Raw genomic sequence first — 21,760 nt, forward strand, 5'->3', positions numbered from 1 at the left:
AGTTTTGGCTTAATTTTAATATTTGTATGTACAAATGTTAAATAAAAATTAACAATTCAACTTTTCACAATTCTAAAACCTAAATTTGTCTATTCCGTATCAAAAGATATGTTAAACTTCTTTTACTTTAAAAAATGAAATCACCATGATCCAAAATACAGAAATGAAAACGCAGAATGGTGATAACATATTCAAATAAAAAACAAATATAAAGTACGTATGAAAATAAAAAATCTTGTTTATGCCTTATTATTAATAGGGATTGGTGGATTTATAGCCTACAGAATTTCTTCCAACAATGCAAAAAATAACGGTCCAAAAGACAAAGATGAAAAAGATAAACCAATGACTGTAACAGGTATTTTAGTTCATCCTAAAACTTTTGATAATAATTTATCACTTTCGGGGTCTATCGAAGCTAACGAACAAATTGAAATTCGTTCTGAAGTTTCAGGAATTGTTGAAGGTATTTATTTTCAGGAAGGAAGTAATGTTGCCAAAGGGCAATTATTATTCAAAGTTAATGATATTGAATTAAGAGCACAACTAGCTCAAGCCAATACAAAAGAAGGTTTGGCCGCTGAAAATGAAAGAAGAGCTAAATTATTGTTACAAAAAGAAGCCATTAGTCAAGAAGAATATGATATTGCAAGAGCTGACCATAAATCAACTCAAGCACAAAGTCAATTAATCAAAGCCCAAATTGCAAAAACATCGGTTCGTGCTCCTTTTTCAGGAAAAATTGGACTTCGTTCTATTTCACCTGGAATATATATTACCCCGACTGTTTTGGTGGCTAAATTGGTGAACAGTAGTAAATTGAAAATTACTTTTTCGATTCCTGAGAAATATGCTTCTCAAGTAAAGACAAATACTCCTTTAAGCTTTACGGTTGAAGGGTCTGATGAAAAATTTACGGCTAAAGTCTATGCTATAGAACCAGAAGTTGCTGTTGACACTCGTACACTTCAAGTACGTGCGATTACAGAGAACAGTCAAGGGAAATTATTGCCAGGTACTTTTGCAAATGTTGCATTGCCTTTGAGTATAATAAAAGATGCTATTATTGTGCCTACAGAAGCGATAATTCCAGTTCAAAACGGTAAGAAAGTTTATATTGCCAAAAACGGAATGGCTAAAGAAGTTATGGTAGAAACTGCTACCAGAACGGATGCTTCTATCTTGGTTCTTTCCGGCCTAAAAGCAGGAGATACACTATTAACCAGTGGTGTAATGTCTTTGAAAGATTCTACTAAGGTAAAAGTGATTTTAGGCATAAAAAAATAAATTTTGGATTAAAAATTAATGATTGCTGACCCGAGCGAAAGTGAATTGGTTAAGCATTTCAGATTTTAAAAAAAGAACCGTAAAATGGCAGTTTTATAAAGTCTAAAACCAAAAATACGTAACAAGAAATTATTAAATATAAAGATTAGTTGCCTTTAGAAATAAATCTAAAATCAGCATTCTAAAATCATAAATCTCTATGAGTTTATCCACTTTAAGCATAAAAAGACCTGTAATGACCATCGTTATGAACTTAACGATTATTTTGTTTGGTATTATAGGTTACACTTATCTGGGAGTTAGAGAATTTCCATCAATAGATCCAGCCCAAGTTTCGATTCGAACGAATTATACTGGAGCCAATTCGGATATTATTGAATCCCAAATTACCGAGCCTTTAGAAAAAGCAATCAATTCTATAGATGGAATCCGAAATGTAACGTCTTCAAGCGCACAAGGAAGCAGTAATATTACTATTGAGTTTAATTTGGATAAAAATCTTGAAGAAGCTGCCAATGATGTTCGTGATAAAGTATCTCAGGCGATTCGAAATTTGCCACAAGATATTGATGCACCACCAGTTGTTTCTAAAGCTGACGCCAATAGTGATGCAATTATTTCGATGACAGTACAAAGTGATACTCGAAGCGCATTGGAACTGAGTGATTATGCTGAAAATGTTATTGGACAAAGACTTGAAACTATACCAGGAGTTAGTGGTGTTCAAATTTGGGGACAAAAGAGATATGCCATGCGATTGTGGATTAATCCAGAAAAACTGGCTTCCTACGGATGTACTGTTTCAGAAGTTCGTGATGCCCTAAACAGTCAAAATGTAGAATTGCCCTCTGGAAAAATTACAGGTGACAATACTGAATTGACAGTAAAAACGGTTGGAAATCTTTCTAAACCCGAAGAATTTAACAACATTATTATTCGATCGGTTGGTGAAAAAATAGTTCGCTTTAGTGATGTGGGTACTGCAGTATTGGGACCGGAAAATGTGGAAACCAAAATGACTCAATCTGGTACTCCCCTAGTTGGTGTGGCGATTGTACCGCTTCCTGGAGCCAATTATTTGGATATTGCAAGTGAATTTTACAAACAATTTGAACGTTTAAAAAAGGATTTACCAAGTGATATTAAATTGAATATTGCCATTGATAATACTGTTTTTGTAAAAAAATCAGTGATTGAAGTTGCAGAAACACTAGGGATATCAATTGTATTGGTGATTTTAATTATCTTTTTGTTTTTTAGGGATTGGGCCATTGCTTTCAGACCTTTAATAGATATTCCAGTTTCCTTGATAGCAACATTCTTTATTATGTGGCTTTTTGGATTTTCGATTAACGTCCTAACGTTACTTGCGATTGTTCTAGCAACAGGATTAGTTGTGGATGACGGTATTGTGGTAACCGAGAATATTTTTAAGAAAGTAGAAGAAGGAATGTCACCTATTGAAGCGGCTATAAAAGGATCAAATGAGATTTTCTTTGCTGTTATTTCGATATCAATCACCTTGGCTGCTGTATTTTTACCTGTAATTTTCTTGGAAGGTTTTGTGGGACGATTGTTCCGTGAATTTGGAGTCGTCATCGGAGCAGCAGTATTGATTTCGGCTTTCGTGTCTTTGACATTAACCCCGATGTTAAATGCCTATTTGATGAAAGGTGGAGAACAGAAAAAATCGAAATTTTATATTCTTACTGAACCTTATTTTGAAAAACTGAACAGTGGTTATGCAAATGCACTGGAACGGTTTATGAAAAGAAAATGGTTGAGTTTCCCAATTCTTATTGTTTGTTTCGGATTGATTTATCTGTTCTTTAATATTTTGAAAAAAGAAACAGCGCCTTATGATGACCGAAGCGGTTTTGTGATGCGTATGACAACACCCGAAGGAGCTTCCTATGATTATACTGATCGATTTATGCAGGAAGTTTCTAAATTGGTTGATGATTCGATTCCTGAGAAAAAAGTAAGTTTGGTAATCACTTCCCCAGGTTTTGGTTCTTCATCCGTAAATAGCGGTTTTATACGTGTATCATTGGTTGAACCTGATAAAAGAAAGACTTCTCAAAAGGAAATTGCTGATAAATTGACCAAATGGACAGGTCAATATTCTGAAGCCAAAACATCTGTTATTGAACAGCCTACTATTGCCGTGAACAGACGTGGTGGTTTGCCTGTTCAGTATATTATTCAAGCTCCAAATTTTCAGAAATTAAGAGAAAAAATTCCATTGTTTATGGATGAAGCAGCAAAAAGTGATGTTTTCTCTGTTACCGATGTCAATTTAAAATTCAATAAACCTGAAATCAACGTTTCGATCGACAGAGCAAAGGCTGAAAGTTTAGGAATCTCAGTGAAAGATGTTGCTCAAACCTTACAGCTTTCCTTGAGTGGTCAGCGTTTTGGATATTTTATTAGAAACGGAAAACAATATCAAGTAATTGGCCAGTTTGAAAGAGAAGATCGTTCAAAACCTTTGGATTTGACTTCAATGTATGTAAAAAATAATAAAGGCGAACTCATTCAAATGGATAATGTGGTTAAGATTGAAGAACAAAGTAATCCTCCACAGTTGTATCATAATAATCGATATATGTCGGCGACAGTTTCCGCAGGTCTCGCTCCAGGCAAAAGTCTTAGCGATGGAATCGATGCAATGAACGAGATCAAAGCCAAAGTTCTTGATGATTCATTTACAACCGATTTAGGAGGAGAATCTAGAGATTTTGTTGAAAGTAGTTCGAATACTTCTTTTGCCTTTGGATTAGCATTATTGTTGATATTTCTAATATTAGCGGCTCAGTTTGAAAGTTTTGTTGATCCTTTTATTATTATATTGACTGTACCAATGGCGGTTGCCGGAGCCTTATTTTCGCTTTGGTTGTTCAATCAAACCTGGAATATTTTCAGTCAGATTGGAACTATCATGTTGATTGGATTGGTAACGAAGAACGGAATCCTGATTGTTGAATTTGCTAATCAATTACGAGAGCAAGGAAAACCAAAACTAGAAGCAATTTTGGAAGCTTCTGAATCAAGGTTACGCCCTATTTTGATGACCAGTTTGGCAATTTCATTAGGAGCTTTACCAATTGCATTGTCATTAGGTGCTGCAGCAACAAGTAGAATAGGTATGGGAGTTGTTATCGTTGGAGGAACCATTTTCTCTTTGATACTTACTTTATTTGTAATTCCGGCTTTGTATTTAATGTGGTCTAAAGCTCGTAAACATTACCCAGAATTTGATCATATCGATGAATATGAAAACGACATAAAAAAATAATTTTTCAAAGTATTAAATTGCCTCTAGTTTTAGCTGGAGGCAATTCAAATAATATCTAATAATATGAATACCAAACTGTTTTTTAAAAGTCTCCTGCTGTTTTTCTTTTGCTTTGCAATAGGAAATGCACAAGAAATGCTTACCCTTGAAAATGCTGTCAAAATTGCATTGGAAAACAATTATGAAATAAAAATTGCCGACAATAATTTAAAAATTGACAAAACGAATGTGGCTATTGGAAATGCAGGAATGTTACCTTCTATAAGTGCCGTAGCTACAGATAACAATAGCATTCTGAATACCTCTCAAACCAGATCGGATGGAACTACTATTGAGTTGAAAAATGCCAAAAATAATAACTTGAATTATGGAGTTGCTTTGGATTGGACCATTTTTGATGGTTTAAAAATGTTTGCCAAATATGATCAATTGAAGGAATTACAAAATATGAGTGATGCCCAATTGAAAATGACCATTATCAACAAAGTAAGCAGTGTGAATTCTGTTTATTATGATTTGATACAGGAACAACAAAAATTATCCGACTTGGATTCTACTATAATCATTTCGCAAAAAAGATTAGAGTTTACCAAAAATAGATACACTATCGGAAAAGGATCTAAATTAGATGTGCTAAATGCTCAAGTGGATTTGAACACGGATCTTGGTAACTTGTTAAAGGAAAAACAGACTTATGCCAACGCCAAAACACTTTTGAACCAGATCTTGGCGAGAGATTTGAATACCGATTTTAAAGTTTCTGAAGGAATAAATGTGGATCGAAAATTAAAACTTATTGATCTAATAACGTTAGCAGAAAAGCAAAATCCAGAATTAGAGATGCAAATTATTAATAAAAAAGTATCTGAATTAGATTTGAAACAAATCAAAGGAGAACGCTATCCTACGGTTAAATTAAATACGGGATATAATTTTAATGATACAAAATCAAGCCTTGGTTTTACAACTCAATCTTCTGCTCATGGCTTGAATTATGGTTTTACGGCTTCTTTGAATTTATTTGATGGTGATTCGCAAAACAGAAATGAAAAAATTGCTAAAATGCAAGTTGACAATTCAAAATTATTGATCGATCAACAATTGATTCAGCTTAGAAGTAATTTGACTGTTGCTTTCCAAATATATTTAACCAATTTAGATTTAATTGATTTAGAAGAAAATAATACAGCCATTTCTAAACAAAACCTTGAAATAACAGCTGAGAAATTTAAAATTGGAACCATTACTTCTGTTGAGTTTAGAGCTGCCCAATTAAATTATATCAATTCAAGAATTCGTTTGAGTAGCGCACAATTTCAAGCAAAATTATCTGAAATTACATTAAGAGAATTAGCAGGTAATCTTAATTTTTAATTATTTTTGATACCAAAAAGTAAGAATGGTTTCATACAATCCTAGAATTTGGTTCGCTTATATCTTTCGTTTTCATAGATCGGATACGATTAGACAATTATTTCCAATGTTGTTTTTAGTTATGATATATTCAGGTGTGGTTGCATACTTGGAGATTGACTATTTTAAATTAGAAGAAACCAGTCACGTCAAAAACCTTTTTCTAATTCATACAACATTAGGTTTTGTTATCTCTTTATTATTGGCTTATCGAATTAATTCAGCTTACGATCGTTGGTGGGAAGGACGTAAATTGTGGGGAGCTTTAGTTAATAATAGTAGAAATTTAGCAATCAAGTTGTCAGTTATATTAAAGGATGAAAGAGATTTGGCTTATTTCAAGAAATTAATTCCAAGCTATGCTTCGATGTTAAACAAGCATTTGAAAGACGAAGAAACGAGTAAGCAATTGTTTGAACAAGTTGACTTAGAGATTGATCATCACAAGCACAGGCCGAATCAAATAGCTAAAATGCTGTTCCAAAAAATAAATGATTTGTATGTTGCTCATAAAATTTCTGGTGATCAATTGATTGTTTTAAATAGTGAAATTCAGTCTTTTACGGATATATGTGGAGCCTGTGAACGAATAAAAAACACACCAATCCCCTATTCATACAGTACTTTTATAAAAAAAATAATATTCATTTTTATTTTAACATTGCCTTTTCCCCATGCTTTTACATTAGGATATTATGTAATTCCAGTAGTGTCTTTTGTTTTTTATGTACTGGCGAGTATCGAATTAATTTCCGAAGAAATTGAAGAACCTTTTGGATACGATGATAACGACTTACCTACTACAAAAATAGCTGAAAATATTAAAAAACATATTGAAGAAATATTATAAAAAGAGTTTCAAAATTTGTTACAATTGAATCGATTTTTACTACTAACTAACTTTGACCCTCAAGAAACATTGATTATATTTGCAATCTTGAAAAAAACGTAATATGAAACGCCATGATTCAAAAATGGAATCAAAATATAGAAAGGCGATACCATGTTCAAATAAAAACAAATAATATCTCCGCATGAAAATATCTTACAACTGGTTAAAACAATTTATTAAAATCGATTGGAAATCGGATGAAACAGCTGCATTACTTACTGATTTAGGACTTGAAGTTGAAATCGTTGAGAAATACCAATCAGTAAAAGGCGGATTGGAAGGAATCGTTGTAGGACATGTTCTTACTTGTATGCCTCATCCAGATGCGGATAGATTAAAAATCACAACTGTTGATTTAGGTGATGGAGTTCCTTTGCAAATTGTTTGCGGAGCCAGTAATGTTGATGCAGGACAAAAAGTGCCTGTTGCAACTATTGGAACCGTTTTATATGATAAGGATGGAAATTCTTTTACTATTAAAAAAGGAAAAATCAGAGGACAAGAAAGTCATGGAATGATTTGTGCAGAAGATGAATTAGGTCTTGGCGAAAGTCATGACGGAATCATGGTGCTTGATGATTCGATTGCAGCGGGAACATTGGCTTCTACGGTTTTTAAAATAGAAAATGACGAAGTTTTTGAAATTGGTTTAACACCAAACCGTGCCGACGCAATGAGCCATTTAGGAACTGCGCGTGACTTAAGAGCTGGGCTGATACAAACTGGAATTAATGTAGAATTAATCACACCTTCAGTAAGTAATTTTAGAGTTGATAAAAGAACTTTAAAAATTGATGTCGATGTCAAAGATATTCATCTTGCGCCAAGATATTGTGGAGTAACTATTTCTGGCATCTCAGTAAAAGAATCTCCAGAGTGGTTAAAAAATAGATTGAAAGCGATTGGAATAAATCCAAAAAATAATATTGTGGATGTTACGAATTATGTATTACATGATTTAGGGCAACCTCTACACGCTTTTGATGCAACAAAAATTAAAGGAAAAGTTATTGTTCAAACACTTCCGGCTGGTACGAAGTTTATCACTTTGGATGATGTAGAAAGAACTTTGCATGAAGAAGATTTAATGATTTGTGACGAAAAAGGGCCTTTATGCATTGCTGGTGTTTTTGGAGGAAAAAAATCAGGAGTAACAGAAGCAACTACTTCAATATTCTTGGAAAGTGCTTATTTCAATCCAGTGAGTATTCGAAAATCGGCAAAAAGACACCAATTGAATACTGATGCTTCTTTCAGATTTGAAAGAGGAATCGATCCAAGTGTCACCGAGTATGCCTTGAAAAGAGCTGCTTTATTGATTCAAGAAGTAGCAGGTGGTGAAATTACATCAGATATTGTAGATATTTATCAAAAGAAAATTGAAGGTTTTACAGTATTTTTAAATTTCAAAAATGTTGCACGCATTATAGGTCAGGAATTGCCAAAAGATACAATCAAGCAAATTTTAGCTTCTTTGGAAATCAAAATAAACAGTGTTTCTGATGCTGGTTTAGGATTGACTATTCCTGCTTACCGTGTAGACGTACAAAGAGAAATTGATGTCATCGAAGAAATTTTAAGAGTGTATGGGTATAATAATATTGTATTCTCCAAAAAATTGAATGCAACAGTTTCCAATTCTCCTCGAAATGAGGATTATAAAGTACAAAATAGTGTTGCAACACAATTGAATTCTCAAGGTTTTCATGAAATGATGGCCAATTCATTGACCACGGCTTCATATGTACAACTTTCAGAAATGCTTAAAGAAGAGTACAATGTAACGATGTTAAATCCTTTGAGCAGTGATTTGGCAACAATGCGTCAGTCATTATTATTTTCTGGATTGGAAGCTATATCGTATAATATTAATCGTAAAAATTCTGATTTAAAATTATTTGAATTTGGAAAATCATATCATAATTTTTTATCTGGTTACGAAGAAATTAAGCATTTAACATTATTCCAAACAGGTAATAGAAACCAAGAAAACTGGACAAATGCACAAAAACCTTCTGATTTCTTTTTATTCAAAGGATATGTAGAAGGTATACTTTCAAGATTAGGGATTTCTAATGCAAAAAGTGTAGCAGTAAATTCAGATGTGTTTTCAGAAGGAATCGCATTTGGCTTGGGAAGCGAAACTTTAGTTGAATTTGGTGTTGTAAAAAAATCAGTTTTAAAACACTTCGGAATCAAACAAGAAGTTTTCTACGCTGATTTTAATTGGGCTACGGTTTTGAAATTAATGTCTAGTAAAATTAAATACACTGAAATTCCAAAATATCCAGAAGTTCGTAGAGATTTGGCTCTATTGGTTGATCAAAATGTTACTTATGATGCGATTTATACGATTGCAAGACAAACAGAAAAAGCATTATTAAAAAATATCAATTTGTTTGACGTATATGAGGGCCAAAATTTGCCAGAAGGTAAGAAATCTTATGCATTGAGTTTCACGATTCAAGATACTGCCAAAACACTTGAAGATGCTCAAATTGATAAAATTATGAGTAAATTAATAAAGAATTTTGAAACGGAACTTGGAGCAAGTTTGAGATAATCTTTTTTTAATAAAGTAAAAATCCCAATACTATTTTTAGTATTGGGATTTTTTTTAAGCCTAATATTTAATCAGACTTTGCAATTAACAAAATTAACCAATTTAAAATTATTGTTTAGGTAATAGAACAGTATCAATTACATGAATTACTCCGTTAGATTGATTTACATCCGCAATTGTAATTTTAGATTTAGATCCGTTTTCGTCAGTGATGTATAAATCTTTCCCTTGCATCCAGACAATTAATGTCCCACCACTCACTGTTTTCAATATTGCTTTGCCATTTCCTACTTTAATTGCATTTGATAAATCTGCAGCATTCATTTTTCCGGCAACTACATGGTAAGTTAAAATGGTTTGCAATGTTTTTAAATTTTCAGGTTTCAGCAAGTTTTCAACAGTCCCTTTTGGTAATTTATCAAAAGCTTCATTTGTAGGGGCAAAAACGGTGAATGGTCCGGTACTTTGTAAAGTTTCAACTAAACCAGCTGCTTTTACAGCTGCTACTAATGTGGTGTGATCCATTGAGTTTACTGCATTTTCAATAATATTTTTGGTAGGATACATTGCGGCTCCTCCAACCATAACACTTTTTTGAGCATAAGAGGTAACTCCTAACATTAAGCCAAAAAATGCAATCGATAAAAATTTTCTAGTTTTCATAAAAATCTATTTTTAAAAGTTATATAAAGACATTTACGCAAACAGATGGCTTTTGGTTTTATAAAAATGATTTTTTTTAATTTTATTTCTTACGAAGATGAAAATTTTTTTTTTTTAATTGACTTACAATGTGTTATGCTTTTTTAAAATAGAATAAAAAAAAGGCAATAGATTATAAAAACCAATTGTCTTTTTTTAACGATACAGCTGTGTGTTGTTATTTATTACAAATTCTTTATTACAAATTCACTTCTTCTGTTTAATTCGTGTTGTTCTTCATCACACGAATCTTCAGGAATACATTTTACAATTGGAACTGATTCTCCATAACCTTTGGCAAGAATTCTATTTTTAGAGATTCCTTGCTCCAAAATGTAATTTCTGGTTGCATCTGCTCTATTTTGTGAAAGATCAGCGTTGTATTTTATAGTGCCTCGATTGTCAGTGTGCGAACCAATTTCGACTACCATTTCCGGATATTTATTCATCAATTCAACAATACGATTTAATATCTTTTTGGAGTCTTTTCGAATATACCACAGGTCGTAATCAAAATAAATAGGTTCCGTCTTGATTATTAATCGGTCTTTGTCTTTAACTACATCTTTTTCGGCAGCCACAATAGCGGCAGTTTTTTCTTTTTTCTTGGCTTCTGTAATTTCTTTATTTTTTTTATCAGCAATCAGTTTGTCTTTTTTTAATTGCTCAGCAGCTTCCTTGTCTGTCAATCTTTTGGATTCAAGAGCAATAGCATCGTCTTTCTTTTTTTGTTCACGTGCAACTAATTCAGCAGCTTTCAATTGCTGAGCTATAATTAAATCGGCGGCTATTTTTTTATCCAAAGCCACTTGTTCTTCCTTTTTGATATTTTCTAGGGATCGAATTTCCATAGAACCATTATTCGATTTATTCCTTTCTCCTGAAATTTTCAAATTTCTTGTATTCTCTGTATAGTTTACCTTTGTCGTAAACAATAAATAATTTGATTCACATTCAACCGTGAAATTAAATTTTCCATCAGCAGTAGTAGTTGCTTTTTCAAGCTCTTGATTTGAAGAATTTTTTAAGATTACTATAGCATTTTCTAAAGCAAGATGAGAATCTACATCAGTTATTATCCCGGCAATATATTGTTTGCAATCTTCGATAAGCAATTCTTTCGTTTCTTTGAAAGAATAAATATCGTCTTTACCTTTTCCTCCAGGTCTATCCGAAGAAAAATAACCTTCTTTTGTGTCGGAATCTATATAATAGGCAAAATCATCATAACCTGAATTTACAGGAAGTCCCACATTCGAGGCTTTAGAATAGGAATTGTCTTGAATGTCTGAAACAAAAATATCCAAAGCACCGTAGCCTTCATGACCATTGGAAGAAAAATATAATTTATTGTCTTTGGAAACAAATGGAAATTGTTCTCTTTTTGGAGAGTTTATTTTTTCTCCCAAATTCATTGGTTTACCATAAACAGAACCATCTACCGAAACGCTAAAAATATCGAAAGAGCCCAATGTTCCAGGCATATCAGAGGCAAAATAAAGTATCTTCTCATCTATGCTCAAAGCAGGATGCTCTACAGAATAATCAGCACTATTGAAAGGTAATGCCGTAATATTAGTCCATTTACCATTCACAAACTCAGCTCTAAAAATTTGAATGTTTGATATTTTGTCTGTGTTCTTTTCTCTCCTACCGTTATTTGAATTATTTCTTGTGAAATACATGAATTTGCCATCCTTTGTAAAAATAGCATTCGATTCATGCATAGGTGATTTTAAATCTTTTGAAAAATAAGTTACAATAGAATCTTTTGCATTTATATTTTTTAATGGAATACTAACTAAATTAAGATATGATTCATTATTCCATTTATAGGTTTTGTCAAATAGATTTGGTTTCTTTTTGACCGCTGCAAATACCAAGTTTTCTTCAAAAACCACAGTACCAAACTCTGAATTCTCGGTATTTAATGCTAGATTTTGTATGTCAAACCTTTGTCCAATCGCTGAAACGTTTTTTAAAGTTTTAATATCATTGTTTAATTTTTCAATTGCCATATTATTATTGGAAGTCAAATAAAACTTTCGCATGATGTCATTTGCTTCACTATATCTTCCTTTGGCTTTCAATGTTTGGGCATATCTAAAATAAAAGTCTTCATTAAGTTCCTTGCTTTTAGTTTGAATTAAAAGAGCATATTGTTGTTGGGCTTTTTCATAATCATTGGTGAAATAATAACAATCCCCTAAATTCTGAATTACTTCTGCAGTTTGGGTTTTATCGCTAATTTTTTCATACAAAGGAATAGCCTGGCTATAATACGTTTTGTTAAACAATTGGTTTGCTCGCTGTAAGTCCTGCTGTTGGGCTTGAATGAATTGGATTGAAAATACGATGAGGAGTATATATATTCTTTTCATGTTTACTTTTTTAGAAGAATCTAGGTGATTTATCGTATCCTTTGCCTAGTAAATCCAAGTTATACAATAATACAATTTCATGTGAGCCAGAGCTGAATTGGCTTAAATTTGAAGTGACATAATCATAAGAATATCCAACTCTCAAATTTGGAGTTACATTGACATTCATCAACAAACTTACCGCATCACCAAATCGATAGGCGGCTCCAAGTTCGAATTTTTCATTATACAATAAATTAGCTGTTAGATCCACAGAAACTGGTGCTCCTTTTACAAATATTGCCATAAAAGCAGGCTTCAATTTGAAAGCTTCGTTAAGGTCAAAAACATATCCACCCGTTAAAAAAGTATGAATTTCTTGTGGGCCAAAGGAATTAATTTCAGCTCTGGATTTGATGTGTTCAGACGAAAGTAAGTTTGGTGTAGAAAGTCCAACATAATAGTTGTCGGTAAAATAATAGGCTCCTACTCCAATATTAGGAACAGTTTCATTTATATTTTCAGAAAATGCTTTATCTGTAGAAGTATCTCCACTATTCAATTGAAAGCCGTTAAAGTTCGTGCTTATTGATGAAAAGCCCGCTTTAAGTCCAAACGAAAGTTTTTGTTTTTCATTCAACTGAAGCACATAGGCAAAATCAGTAAAGAAATTAGTTTCTTTTTTTGCACCATCTCCAATATCATCCGAAACCAAAGAGAAACCAGCTTCTATCTTTTGGTTTATTGGAGTGTGAGCAAATAAAGTAAGCGTTTTTGGAGCTCCTTCGATTCCAGCCCATTGGTAACGATACAAACTCCCTAAATTTAATATTGCAGGAGTAGCTGTCGCATAAGCAGGATTTACAACACTCATATTGTTCATATATTGTGTAAAATGAGGGTCTTGTTGAGCGGTTGCCTTTAGTATGGAAAGGAAAAAAAACACAAGAAGTATTATTTTTTTCATCAGAATAAATTTATAGGTAAAAAAGAATTATCGGTTTAAATAAAGTTGGCCTTGTTTTGGAGGCAAATTGTCTTTATTATAATTGATAATATAAAAATAAACTCCAGCAGGTGCATCACCGCTTATAAAACTTGAATTGGAATTTTTTCCATCCCAAGCAGGTTTGTTAATGTCTCCTTTAAATAATACATTTCCATATCTATTAAAAATTTCTAATGTGTAATTTGGAAAAGAAAATTCGACATCTATAATTTGAAAAGTTTCATTTATACCATCACCATTTGGAGAAAACCCATCAGGAATTTTCAATCCTTCTGGAGTTACAGTACAATCAGTTAAGGAAACAGTTACTGGTAATGGACTGGAATAGCATTGAGAATTCGTATCGTAATCAAACCCATAATAAGTTGTTCCTTCCAAAAGTAAATCTGTGATTGGAAGTAATGCTCCATTTATTGCATTATCATACCAAGCTAAATTCGCTGAAGCGGTGGTATTATTTGATAAATTTAGAATTGTTGGTTTGTTTATTCCGCAAAATTCTTCTCCATTAGGATTTAAAACAGGTATTTGAACAGTATTTATTAAAACACTTATTGGAGTTGCTATAGATTCACAACTTGTTGTTGCATTAATTTCCTTAACATAATATTTTTTTGTCACCAAAACTTTGTCTGATGTCAAAGGTGTTGTACTTGTTGGTGCATCATACCAGTTATATTGGCTTCCGTTTGGAGTCAAATTAGCTACAGTTGCTAAATCGGTTTCACAGAATTTTTGATCAGCAACAGCTGGGGAATTTGGAATGGCATTAACAGCAAAAATTTTGGATACAGTACTGATTATTACGGAACAACTATTTCCAGTATTGGTTAAATCAGTTATGACTAAAGTATTGTTTCCTGTATTCAAAAAATTTGCCGCGGGAATTGAAAAGTTCGCATTTCCTTCGCTTACAACCAAAGGAATTGTTTGTTTAGATATGGTATTGGCATCAGATACAGTATAACTAAGAGTGATATTGACTAAAGTTCCCAATCCCTTAATATCAACATTTACATCTTGACCAAAACAGGCATCGTTTACCGTTACAACCATATTGGTAACATCAGGTAATGTATTTACCATGAAATCTTTCGATAATATTGATGTGTTAGTGCAATTGGTTAATGCATTCGTGATATTAGTTATGGTAATTGTTGTATTTCCAGAATTCTGAATTAAACTGGAATCAATAGAAAATAAAGAGATTCCATTTATTACACTTAATGTTGCAGGAATCGCAGTTGCAATATTACTATCTGTTAAGTTATAAAGAATATTATAATTTCCATCTGTAAGATTGGAAGAGCCAGATAAATTTACATTTGCAGAATATCCTTGACAAATAGTTGCAATTGTTAATGTAGCATTATCTATTTGAGGGTTGGTGTTGATAAGTACACTAATAGTCTTCAAACTTGATTCGCATCCTGTTAATGCATTTACCTCTTTGACAAAATAATTTTTGGGAACTAAAGGTGTTGAACTAATTAAGGGAACAGTACCTGTAGCTGAATCAAACCATTGGTATTGACTTCCTTGAGGGCTTAAATTTGCTACAGTTGCATTTTCAGAAGTGCAAAATGGTTGAACATCAGCTGCAACAGGAAGGTTCGGTAATGGATTAACTGTAAAATCGGTTTTATTATTAGTAGCAATAGAACAACCTGTTATGGTATTAGTAACATTTGTTATTGTAAAAGTGGTTAGCCCTGCAATAGGAATATCTGTTGCCAGAATAGGAAAATCAATTTTTCCGGCAACTACTGTCAATGGGATTGTTTGAGATGCCACGGTATTAAATCCTGAAATGTTGTAAGTTATCGATATTGAAGTTAAAGTTCCTAATCCTGTTAATTTGACAGTTGTTGGTTGACCTTGACAAACATTATTTATTGTAGTAGCTAAATTAGAAACATTAGGTAAAGGATTTACGGTAAATTCTTTTTTAAGTGTCGATGTATTGGTACAGCCAGTTGTTGTATTGGTGATTTTGGTAATTGTAATGGTAGTTTTTCCAGATTGAGGAATTAAAGCTGTTGGAATTGAAAAAGAAGAAATTCCACCTATAACATTCATAACAGCAGGAATTGCAGTTGCTAAATTTGGCGCACTTAAATTGTATAAAATATCATAAGCCCCATCAGTTAGATTTGATGTTCCGGAAAAATCAACTGATGCATCAAAAGTTTGACAAACCGGAGCAATAGTAAGTGTAGCATTATTGATTCTAGGAATTGGATTGACTTTAAGCACTCCCGAAATTAAAGGAATTATATTGTTACAAATATTTAATGTTGTACTGCTGACAATATTGGTAACAGTTACAGTATAATCTTTGGGAAGTGTAAAATTATTGGAAGCAATTGAAAAGGTCAAAACATTATTAATAAAATTAGATGTAGTTGTTCTTAATACTCCACTACCTGATATTGTATACGTCACATTATAGTTTCCATCCGGAATATTTATAACATTTTGTATGGTGGCAGAAACAGCGGTTGCTGCAACTTCATTTTCACAAATGGGCTGTGACGGATTGATTTTTAAAGTAGCTCCTGTATAATCAAGTAATTTCTCTATAGTTATAAACACATTCGAAGTTTGATCGTAACAAACATTATTATCGGAGAGCACCGTGTAACTAAAAAGATACATTCCAGGTCCTTTGGTATTGTAAATGTTTTGAATATTAATAGTGGAATCAGTATCATCATTATTATCGATTTCATCTGTTGATGTTTCAGTCCAAATTCCACCAGCGTCTTCTCCTGATAATTGATTATTTAAATTTACATTAGTATAAGCACTTAGTTCATTGGAACACAGTTGTAAATTCGAAGGAACTCCGGGTACAGGAGAGCGATAAACTGTTACAAAAACGTGAGCATCCGGGGGGGCAGCACAAGTACCGATAGCTGGTATTGAATATGTGTATTCGTAAGTAGGTGGAGGAGGCCCGTTATACAGAGAGGTAGCATTCAGTAAATTATCACTCAAGCCAGCACTTGTAGTATTTCCAACCCAATTTCCTCCCGTTTGTGGAGCTAGAAAATTACCATTAAAAGTTTGATATAAGTTATACGCAGTTTCGGTATTACAAATTGAAGAATTGGGGCCAGGAACTCCAGTATATCCCCCAATAGTTACGGTTATAACAGCGGTGTTGTCATTACAACCAGAAACACCTGTAACGGTATATGTATAATGATAAATTCCGCTTTTTTTGATTTGTTGTGTATTTAAAACACCAGTAGTTTTATTCAAACCACCAGATCTATCATTGTCTTTCCATGTTCCGCCAGTAGTAGGAGTTCCTCCTAATTCGGCATACAAATTAATAACTTGGCTAGCAGAATTCGTAATGTCACAAACAGTAAGCATTACATTATCATCACCAGCACATTGCGCATTAACATTTATTGAGCAGAAAAATAGAATGAAAATTGTAAGAAAAGAATAAAATGTAAAATGAGTAGGAAAACGTAGTTTTGGAACCATAAATTTTATTTGATTTTTTCAAAAATAAGCATTTTCCCATAGGTTAAGATTGTTTTAACTTTTTATTTTTAAAAAAAATAGGATACAAAAAAATAAATTAAGTAGTATTTGTTTTAACAAAAAAAAACCTCAATTTGTAGGGCTTCCTATATTCAAAAAATCAAGAAATTATTTATTACTATTGTTTTAAAAACTTAGTTTTTTATAAATTTAATACTAGAGCTTCCTTTGTCCGATTTTATTTTTAGGAAATAATTTCCAGAATTTAAATTTGAAACATCAATTTTTGAAGTATCTTTTATATTAGGAAGTGCAATCACCAATTGTCCCAAAATATCATAAACAGCAATTGATTTAATTTCTATATCATTTTTTGTTGAAATATTCAGCACTTCATTGACTGGATTTGGATAAATATTAAAATAATTAGAAAACTCAAAATCTTGAGCTCCCAAAGTTGTTCCAAATTTAGATGTCGCTTTGTTGGTTAATACTGGAAAATTATAATCAAAGTAAATGTTAGCTTCATTGTCAAATGAATCTCCAACAACCAAAGTTGGTTTCGTTTTGATTTTAAAAGCAATATAGCCGTCATTATTAGCATCTTCAAAAGGAAGATTAATATTTTCAAAAATAAATTCCACCTTGTTGTTTTCAGTAATTTTGGTAACAAAAGAATGACTGGCATCAGTTGGAACTAAAGTCGAAATATCAAATTTTGACAAATCAATCATATCTTTTACAACAATGTTTTGTGCAGGATAATTTCCTGTATTTTCAAAACGGATTAAATAATGAACATATTCACCAATTAAACTGGGAGTAATAACATCACCCTCTAAACAGGTTTTGTCATTTGGATCGAATGAACCAACAACAATTTGTTTTATTGTAAATGTGTTATCTGTTGGAGTCTCATCAATATCTTGCGATGCTATTGTTGCCTTAAATTTTAAAACATCTCCAATATTCACTGAGGGAGTCTCTGTCAGAGCATTTAAATTTAATGTTAATTTAATCTCTCTACTTTCAAATGGTTTTAAATCAGCAAAATTCCAAGATATAGTTTTGTTTAATTGACTTGATTTTTCAGGAAGTGAAGAAACAAAATCTAAAACCATATCATCAAAAGTAAGATTTATAGCGCCTGATTGAACTTGATTTCCTTTGTTTTTATATATAATTTTATAGGTCGCATCAAAACCCGGCCTCGCTCTTGATATTGGTAATAATGAAATCTCTAAATCCTGATGAAAACCATTTGCAGTAACGCAAAAATTCTGCATAAATGGACTGAATTGTGTTGGGAAAGTTACACTTGCAATTGTTGGGGAAATTGTAAAATAATTAGGATTTTCTAAAACCGGAGTGATTATATGAGTTCCTGCTTGGACTGGAATGGAATAATTTCCAGAAGTATTAGAAACAAAGACCCCATTTGTTGTCCCATCGGTAATGTTTAATTTTATGCTTGGATAATTTGAATCAGAGGCATCAGGCCCATTATTATTGCTGTCTAATTTACTGTTACCTTGTATTGTATAAAGAACACCACCAGGAGTAAATGTGCAATATGAATTAATACATACGGTTGAAAGAGACATTCCGCTTCTTTCAACTTTATTTTTAAAAAATATATATTGATCGTCATCAGCACAAATGTATTTTAAATTTGGATTATTGAAAAAAAAGATGTCATAGTCTTTCCATTTGTAGCCATTCTTCACAAGTAAACCAGTTATTTGATTATATTCACATTCCAATAATATTAAATCTTTTTTATCGGATACATTCAAAATACCTGTCAAACTATTATTATTACATTTGAGCTCTTTAAGTTTATAACAGTCAGTTAAATTTAAACTTGTAATTCTATTAAATGAGCAATCAAGTTCTTCTAAATTTTTTAAACCGGACAATTCAAGGTTTGAAATGTATGTATAATTAGAAGTACCTTCAGAACAAATCAGTCTTTTTAAATTTGGTAAATTCTTAAAAGATAAGGTTCGAAGTGAATACCCATTAACTACAGCACTTTCTAATTTATTTAATCCAGATACAGATAAATTCACCAAAGTATTAATATTTGAGAGTTCCAGTGTTATAAGATTAGGACATTGCGATAAATCCAACGTAGACATAGTGCTATTATTACTATCCAAATATTCCAGATTAGTAAGACCTGTTAAATCTAAATCATCATTAATCTGTTCACAATTTAATATTTTTAGATTTGTTAGGCCAACTACATTCAAATTTTGAATAAAATTATAACTACAGTGCAATTCTACTAAATTTTTCAATTGAGTTACATCCAAATTATCAATTATACAGTCATTACAATTCAAATAAATTAAATTGGTAAAATATTTAATAACATCAATATTGTGGAGTGGGCCAAATAGGCCAGCTGCATCTCGGTTATACCTGTTCATATTTAATTGATATACATTTAGCGCTTCACTAACCTGTATTTGATTATCACCGTTGATATCAATTTTAATATTGTTTCCATTCTTATCCTTTGCAATACTAGAGGATGTATTAGTATTAAGTAAAACATCTTTAAATTCCGCACTATAAGTAAAATCGATTACCTGCGCACTCAAACCATTAAAAAAACAAAAAGTCAATACCAAAAAGTAGAATTTTTTCATAGATAAACATTTAGAAAACAAATATATACTTTTGAAATTACTAAACACTTTTTCTTATTAAAATAATCTGAAAAAGGCACAAAAAAAAGTCCCACATTGCTGTGGGACTTCCTATATTCAAAAAATCAAGAAATTATTTTTTCTCTGATTTTTCCATTTTAGCTTTCAATGCAGCCAATACATCATTGTTATCTCCTAAAGTTGCAGCTGGTGCGTTTGTAGTAGATGCAGATGAAGTATTTTCAGTAACAGCTTTCACGTTTTTCTCTTCTTCTTCACGGAAGATAGCAGTGTGAGAAGCAACTACTCTTTTGAATTCTTTGTTGAATTCAATTACTTTGAAATCAGCAGAATCTCCTTTTTTCAATTTCTTACCGTCTTCTTTTTCAAGGTGACGAGTAGGAATGAAAGCAACGATATCTTCACCGAATTCTACAGTAGCTCCTTTGTCAACGATTTCAGAAATTTCACCTGTGTGGATAGTTCCAACTGCGAAAGAATCTTCGTATTGATCCCAAGGATTAGCAGTAGTTTGTTTGTGACCTAAAGATAATTTACGTCCATCAACATCTAATTCTAATACAACTACGTCTAATTTCTCACCAACATTTACAAATTCAGATGGGTGTTTGATTTTCTTAGTCCAAGATAAGTCAGAGATGTAAATTAATCCATCAATTCCTTCTTCTAATTCTACGAAAATTCCAAAGTTTGTAAAGTTTCTAACGATACCTGTATGTTTAGAACCTACTGGGTATTTAGAAGTAATGTCAGTCCAAGGATCTTGAGTCAATTGTTTGATACCTAATGACATTTTACGGTCATCTCTATCTAAAGTTAAGATAACAGCTTCTACAACATCTCCAACTTTTACGAAATCTTGAGCAGAACGTAAATGAGTTGACCATGACATTTCAGAAACGTGGATTAAACCTTCAACACCTTCAGCTACTTCAATAAATGCACCGTAATCAGCGATTACAACTACTTTACCGTTTACTTTATCACCAATTTTCAAATCAGCATTCAAAGCATCCCATGGGTGAGCGTTTAATTGTTTCAATCCTAATTGAATTCTTGTTTTCTCATCATCGAAATCAAGGATTACAACGTTTAATTTTTGGTCTAATTCAAGAACTTCACTTGGGTGGTTGATTCTACTCCAAGAAAGGTCAGTAATGTGAATTAATCCGTCAACACCACCTAAGTCAATGAACACACCATAAGAAGTAATGTTTTTAACAACACCTTCTAATACTTGTCCTTTTTGTAATTGACCGATGATTTCTTTTTTCTGTACTTCAATATCCGCTTCAATAAGCGCTTTATGAGAAACAACAACATTTTTGAATTCGTGGTTGATTTTTACCACTTTGAATTCCATCATTTTGTTTACATATACATCGTAGTCTCTAATTGGCTTAACATCAATTTGAGATCCTGGTAAGAAAGCTTCAATTCCGAAAACGTCAACGATCATACCACCTTTAGTTCTGCATTTTACAAAACCATTAACGATTTCACCTGTTTCGTTAGCTGAAATAACTCTATCCCAAGATTTGATAGTACGTGCTTTTCTGTGAGATAATACCAATTGACCAGTTTTGTCCTCACGGATGTCAATTAATACTTCTACTTTGTCACCTACTTTTAAAGCTGGGTTGTAACGGAATTCGTTTAATGAAATAACACCTTCCGATTTTGCGTTGATATCAACGATAACGTCTCTATCTGTGATTCTTACAACTACTCCTTCAACAACTTCTTCTTGGTCAGTTGCAATAAAAGTTTTTGATACTAGTTCTTCGAATTCCAATAAGTTTTTCTCATCTACTGCATCGATACCTTCTTCGAAGTTATGCCAGTTAAAATTTGCTAAAAACTCTTCTTGTGATTTTAATTGTTCAGACATGCTGATAAAAAATTTGTATTCTGTTTTTTCTCGAGTTTCTTCATGCGATAGAAAAATACAGAAGTTGTTTTACATAAATAGTTGATACCTAAAGGAAACTCTTCTCTACCAAAAGGTGTGCAAAATTAATTCTTTTATTTAATATGGCAAAATATTTATAGAGAGA

At 32.2% G+C, this 21,760-nt stretch carries 11 protein-coding genes; 5 read left to right on the top strand and 6 right to left on the bottom strand.

From position 1 onward, the window contains the following. The first annotated feature begins 219 nt into the window (after positions 1 to 219). From AC1DY0_RS07045 to pheT, 5 genes are all read left to right on the top strand, one after another. Positions 220 to 1,287 (top strand): efflux RND transporter periplasmic adaptor subunit, encoded by a 1,068-nt coding sequence (locus tag AC1DY0_RS07045; RefSeq protein WP_477187932.1) that lies wholly within the window; start codon positions 220 to 222, stop codon positions 1,285 to 1,287. Positions 1,288 to 1,486: 199 nt separating this feature from the next. Then, a complete protein-coding gene (locus AC1DY0_RS07050; RefSeq protein WP_477187933.1) occupies positions 1,487 to 4,585 on the top strand; it encodes an efflux RND transporter permease subunit in 3,099 nt (1,032 codons plus the stop codon). A 63-nt stretch (positions 4,586 to 4,648) separates the two neighbouring features. Then, entirely contained in the window at positions 4,649 to 5,959 is a 1,311-nt protein-coding gene (locus tag AC1DY0_RS07055; RefSeq protein WP_477187934.1) for a TolC family protein, read from the top strand. 25 nt (positions 5,960 to 5,984) lie between these two features. Then, on the top strand, positions 5,985 to 6,848 hold the full coding sequence (locus AC1DY0_RS07060; protein ID WP_477187935.1) for a bestrophin family protein: 864 nt from the start codon (positions 5,985 to 5,987) through the stop codon (positions 6,846 to 6,848). Between the two features lie 184 nt (positions 6,849 to 7,032). After that, positions 7,033 to 9,453, top strand: a complete 2,421-nt coding sequence (pheT, locus tag AC1DY0_RS07065) for a phenylalanine--tRNA ligase subunit beta (RefSeq protein WP_477187936.1) — start codon at positions 7,033 to 7,035, stop codon at positions 9,451 to 9,453. A 108-nt stretch (positions 9,454 to 9,561) separates the two neighbouring features. On the opposite strand, the gene AC1DY0_RS07070 is transcribed toward pheT, so the two are convergent. The 6 genes from AC1DY0_RS07070 to rpsA all read right to left on the bottom strand — a co-directional run bounded on the left by AC1DY0_RS07070 (position 9,562) and on the right by rpsA (position 21,594). Further along, complete coding sequence (locus tag AC1DY0_RS07070) at positions 9,562 to 10,116, bottom strand: fasciclin domain-containing protein (RefSeq protein ID WP_477187937.1); 555 nt, start codon at positions 10,114 to 10,116, stop codon at positions 9,562 to 9,564. A 224-nt stretch (positions 10,117 to 10,340) separates the two neighbouring features. After that, positions 10,341 to 12,536 carry an OmpA family protein gene (locus tag AC1DY0_RS07075; RefSeq protein WP_477187938.1) on the bottom strand — a complete coding sequence of 732 codons (2,196 nt, stop codon included), beginning with the start codon at positions 12,534 to 12,536 and terminating at the stop codon, positions 10,341 to 10,343. A gap of 10 nt (positions 12,537 to 12,546) precedes the next feature. Then, positions 12,547 to 13,482, bottom strand: a complete 936-nt coding sequence (locus tag AC1DY0_RS07080) for a PorP/SprF family type IX secretion system membrane protein (protein ID WP_477187939.1) — start codon at positions 13,480 to 13,482, stop codon at positions 12,547 to 12,549. 27 nt (positions 13,483 to 13,509) lie between these two features. Then, complete coding sequence (locus AC1DY0_RS07085) at positions 13,510 to 17,025, bottom strand: T9SS type B sorting domain-containing protein (RefSeq protein ID WP_477187940.1); 3,516 nt, start codon at positions 17,023 to 17,025, stop codon at positions 13,510 to 13,512. Positions 17,026 to 17,219: 194 nt separating this feature from the next. Further along, positions 17,220 to 19,682 carry a DUF7619 domain-containing protein gene (locus tag AC1DY0_RS07090; protein ID WP_477187941.1) on the bottom strand — a complete coding sequence of 821 codons (2,463 nt, stop codon included), beginning with the start codon at positions 19,680 to 19,682 and terminating at the stop codon, positions 17,220 to 17,222. Positions 19,683 to 19,815: 133 nt separating this feature from the next. Further along, positions 19,816 to 21,594: a 30S ribosomal protein S1 gene (rpsA, locus tag AC1DY0_RS07095; protein ID WP_326399888.1), complete on the bottom strand. Its 1,779-nt coding sequence runs from the start codon at positions 21,592 to 21,594 to the stop codon at positions 19,816 to 19,818. Between the last annotated feature and the right edge of the window lie 166 nt (positions 21,595 to 21,760).

Source organism: Flavobacterium sp. P1_E4 (genome assembly GCF_056405915.1).

What these genes read in the sequence shown, in the direction of transcription:
- AC1DY0_RS07060 (WP_477187935.1), top strand. Translation starts at nt 5,985, where the DNA reads ATGGTTTCATACAATCCTAGAATTTGGTTCGCTTATATCTTTCGTTTT.
- AC1DY0_RS07045 (WP_477187932.1), top strand. Translation starts at nt 220, where the DNA reads ATGAAAATAAAAAATCTTGTTTATGCCTTATTATTAATAGGGATTGGT.
- AC1DY0_RS07075 (WP_477187938.1), bottom strand. Translation starts at nt 12,536, where the DNA reads ATGAAAAGAATATATATACTCCTCATCGTATTTTCAATCCAATTCATT.
- rpsA (WP_326399888.1), bottom strand. Translation starts at nt 21,594, where the DNA reads ATGTCTGAACAATTAAAATCACAAGAAGAGTTTTTAGCAAATTTTAAC.
- AC1DY0_RS07070 (WP_477187937.1), bottom strand. Translation starts at nt 10,116, where the DNA reads ATGAAAACTAGAAAATTTTTATCGATTGCATTTTTTGGCTTAATGTTA.
- AC1DY0_RS07080 (WP_477187939.1), bottom strand. Translation starts at nt 13,482, where the DNA reads ATGAAAAAAATAATACTTCTTGTGTTTTTTTTCCTTTCCATACTAAAG.
- AC1DY0_RS07090 (WP_477187941.1), bottom strand. Translation starts at nt 19,682, where the DNA reads ATGAAAAAATTCTACTTTTTGGTATTGACTTTTTGTTTTTTTAATGGT.
- AC1DY0_RS07050 (WP_477187933.1), top strand. Translation starts at nt 1,487, where the DNA reads ATGAGTTTATCCACTTTAAGCATAAAAAGACCTGTAATGACCATCGTT.
- AC1DY0_RS07055 (WP_477187934.1), top strand. Translation starts at nt 4,649, where the DNA reads ATGAATACCAAACTGTTTTTTAAAAGTCTCCTGCTGTTTTTCTTTTGC.
- pheT (WP_477187936.1), top strand. Translation starts at nt 7,033, where the DNA reads ATGAAAATATCTTACAACTGGTTAAAACAATTTATTAAAATCGATTGG.
- AC1DY0_RS07085 (WP_477187940.1), bottom strand. Translation starts at nt 17,025, where the DNA reads ATGGTTCCAAAACTACGTTTTCCTACTCATTTTACATTTTATTCTTTT.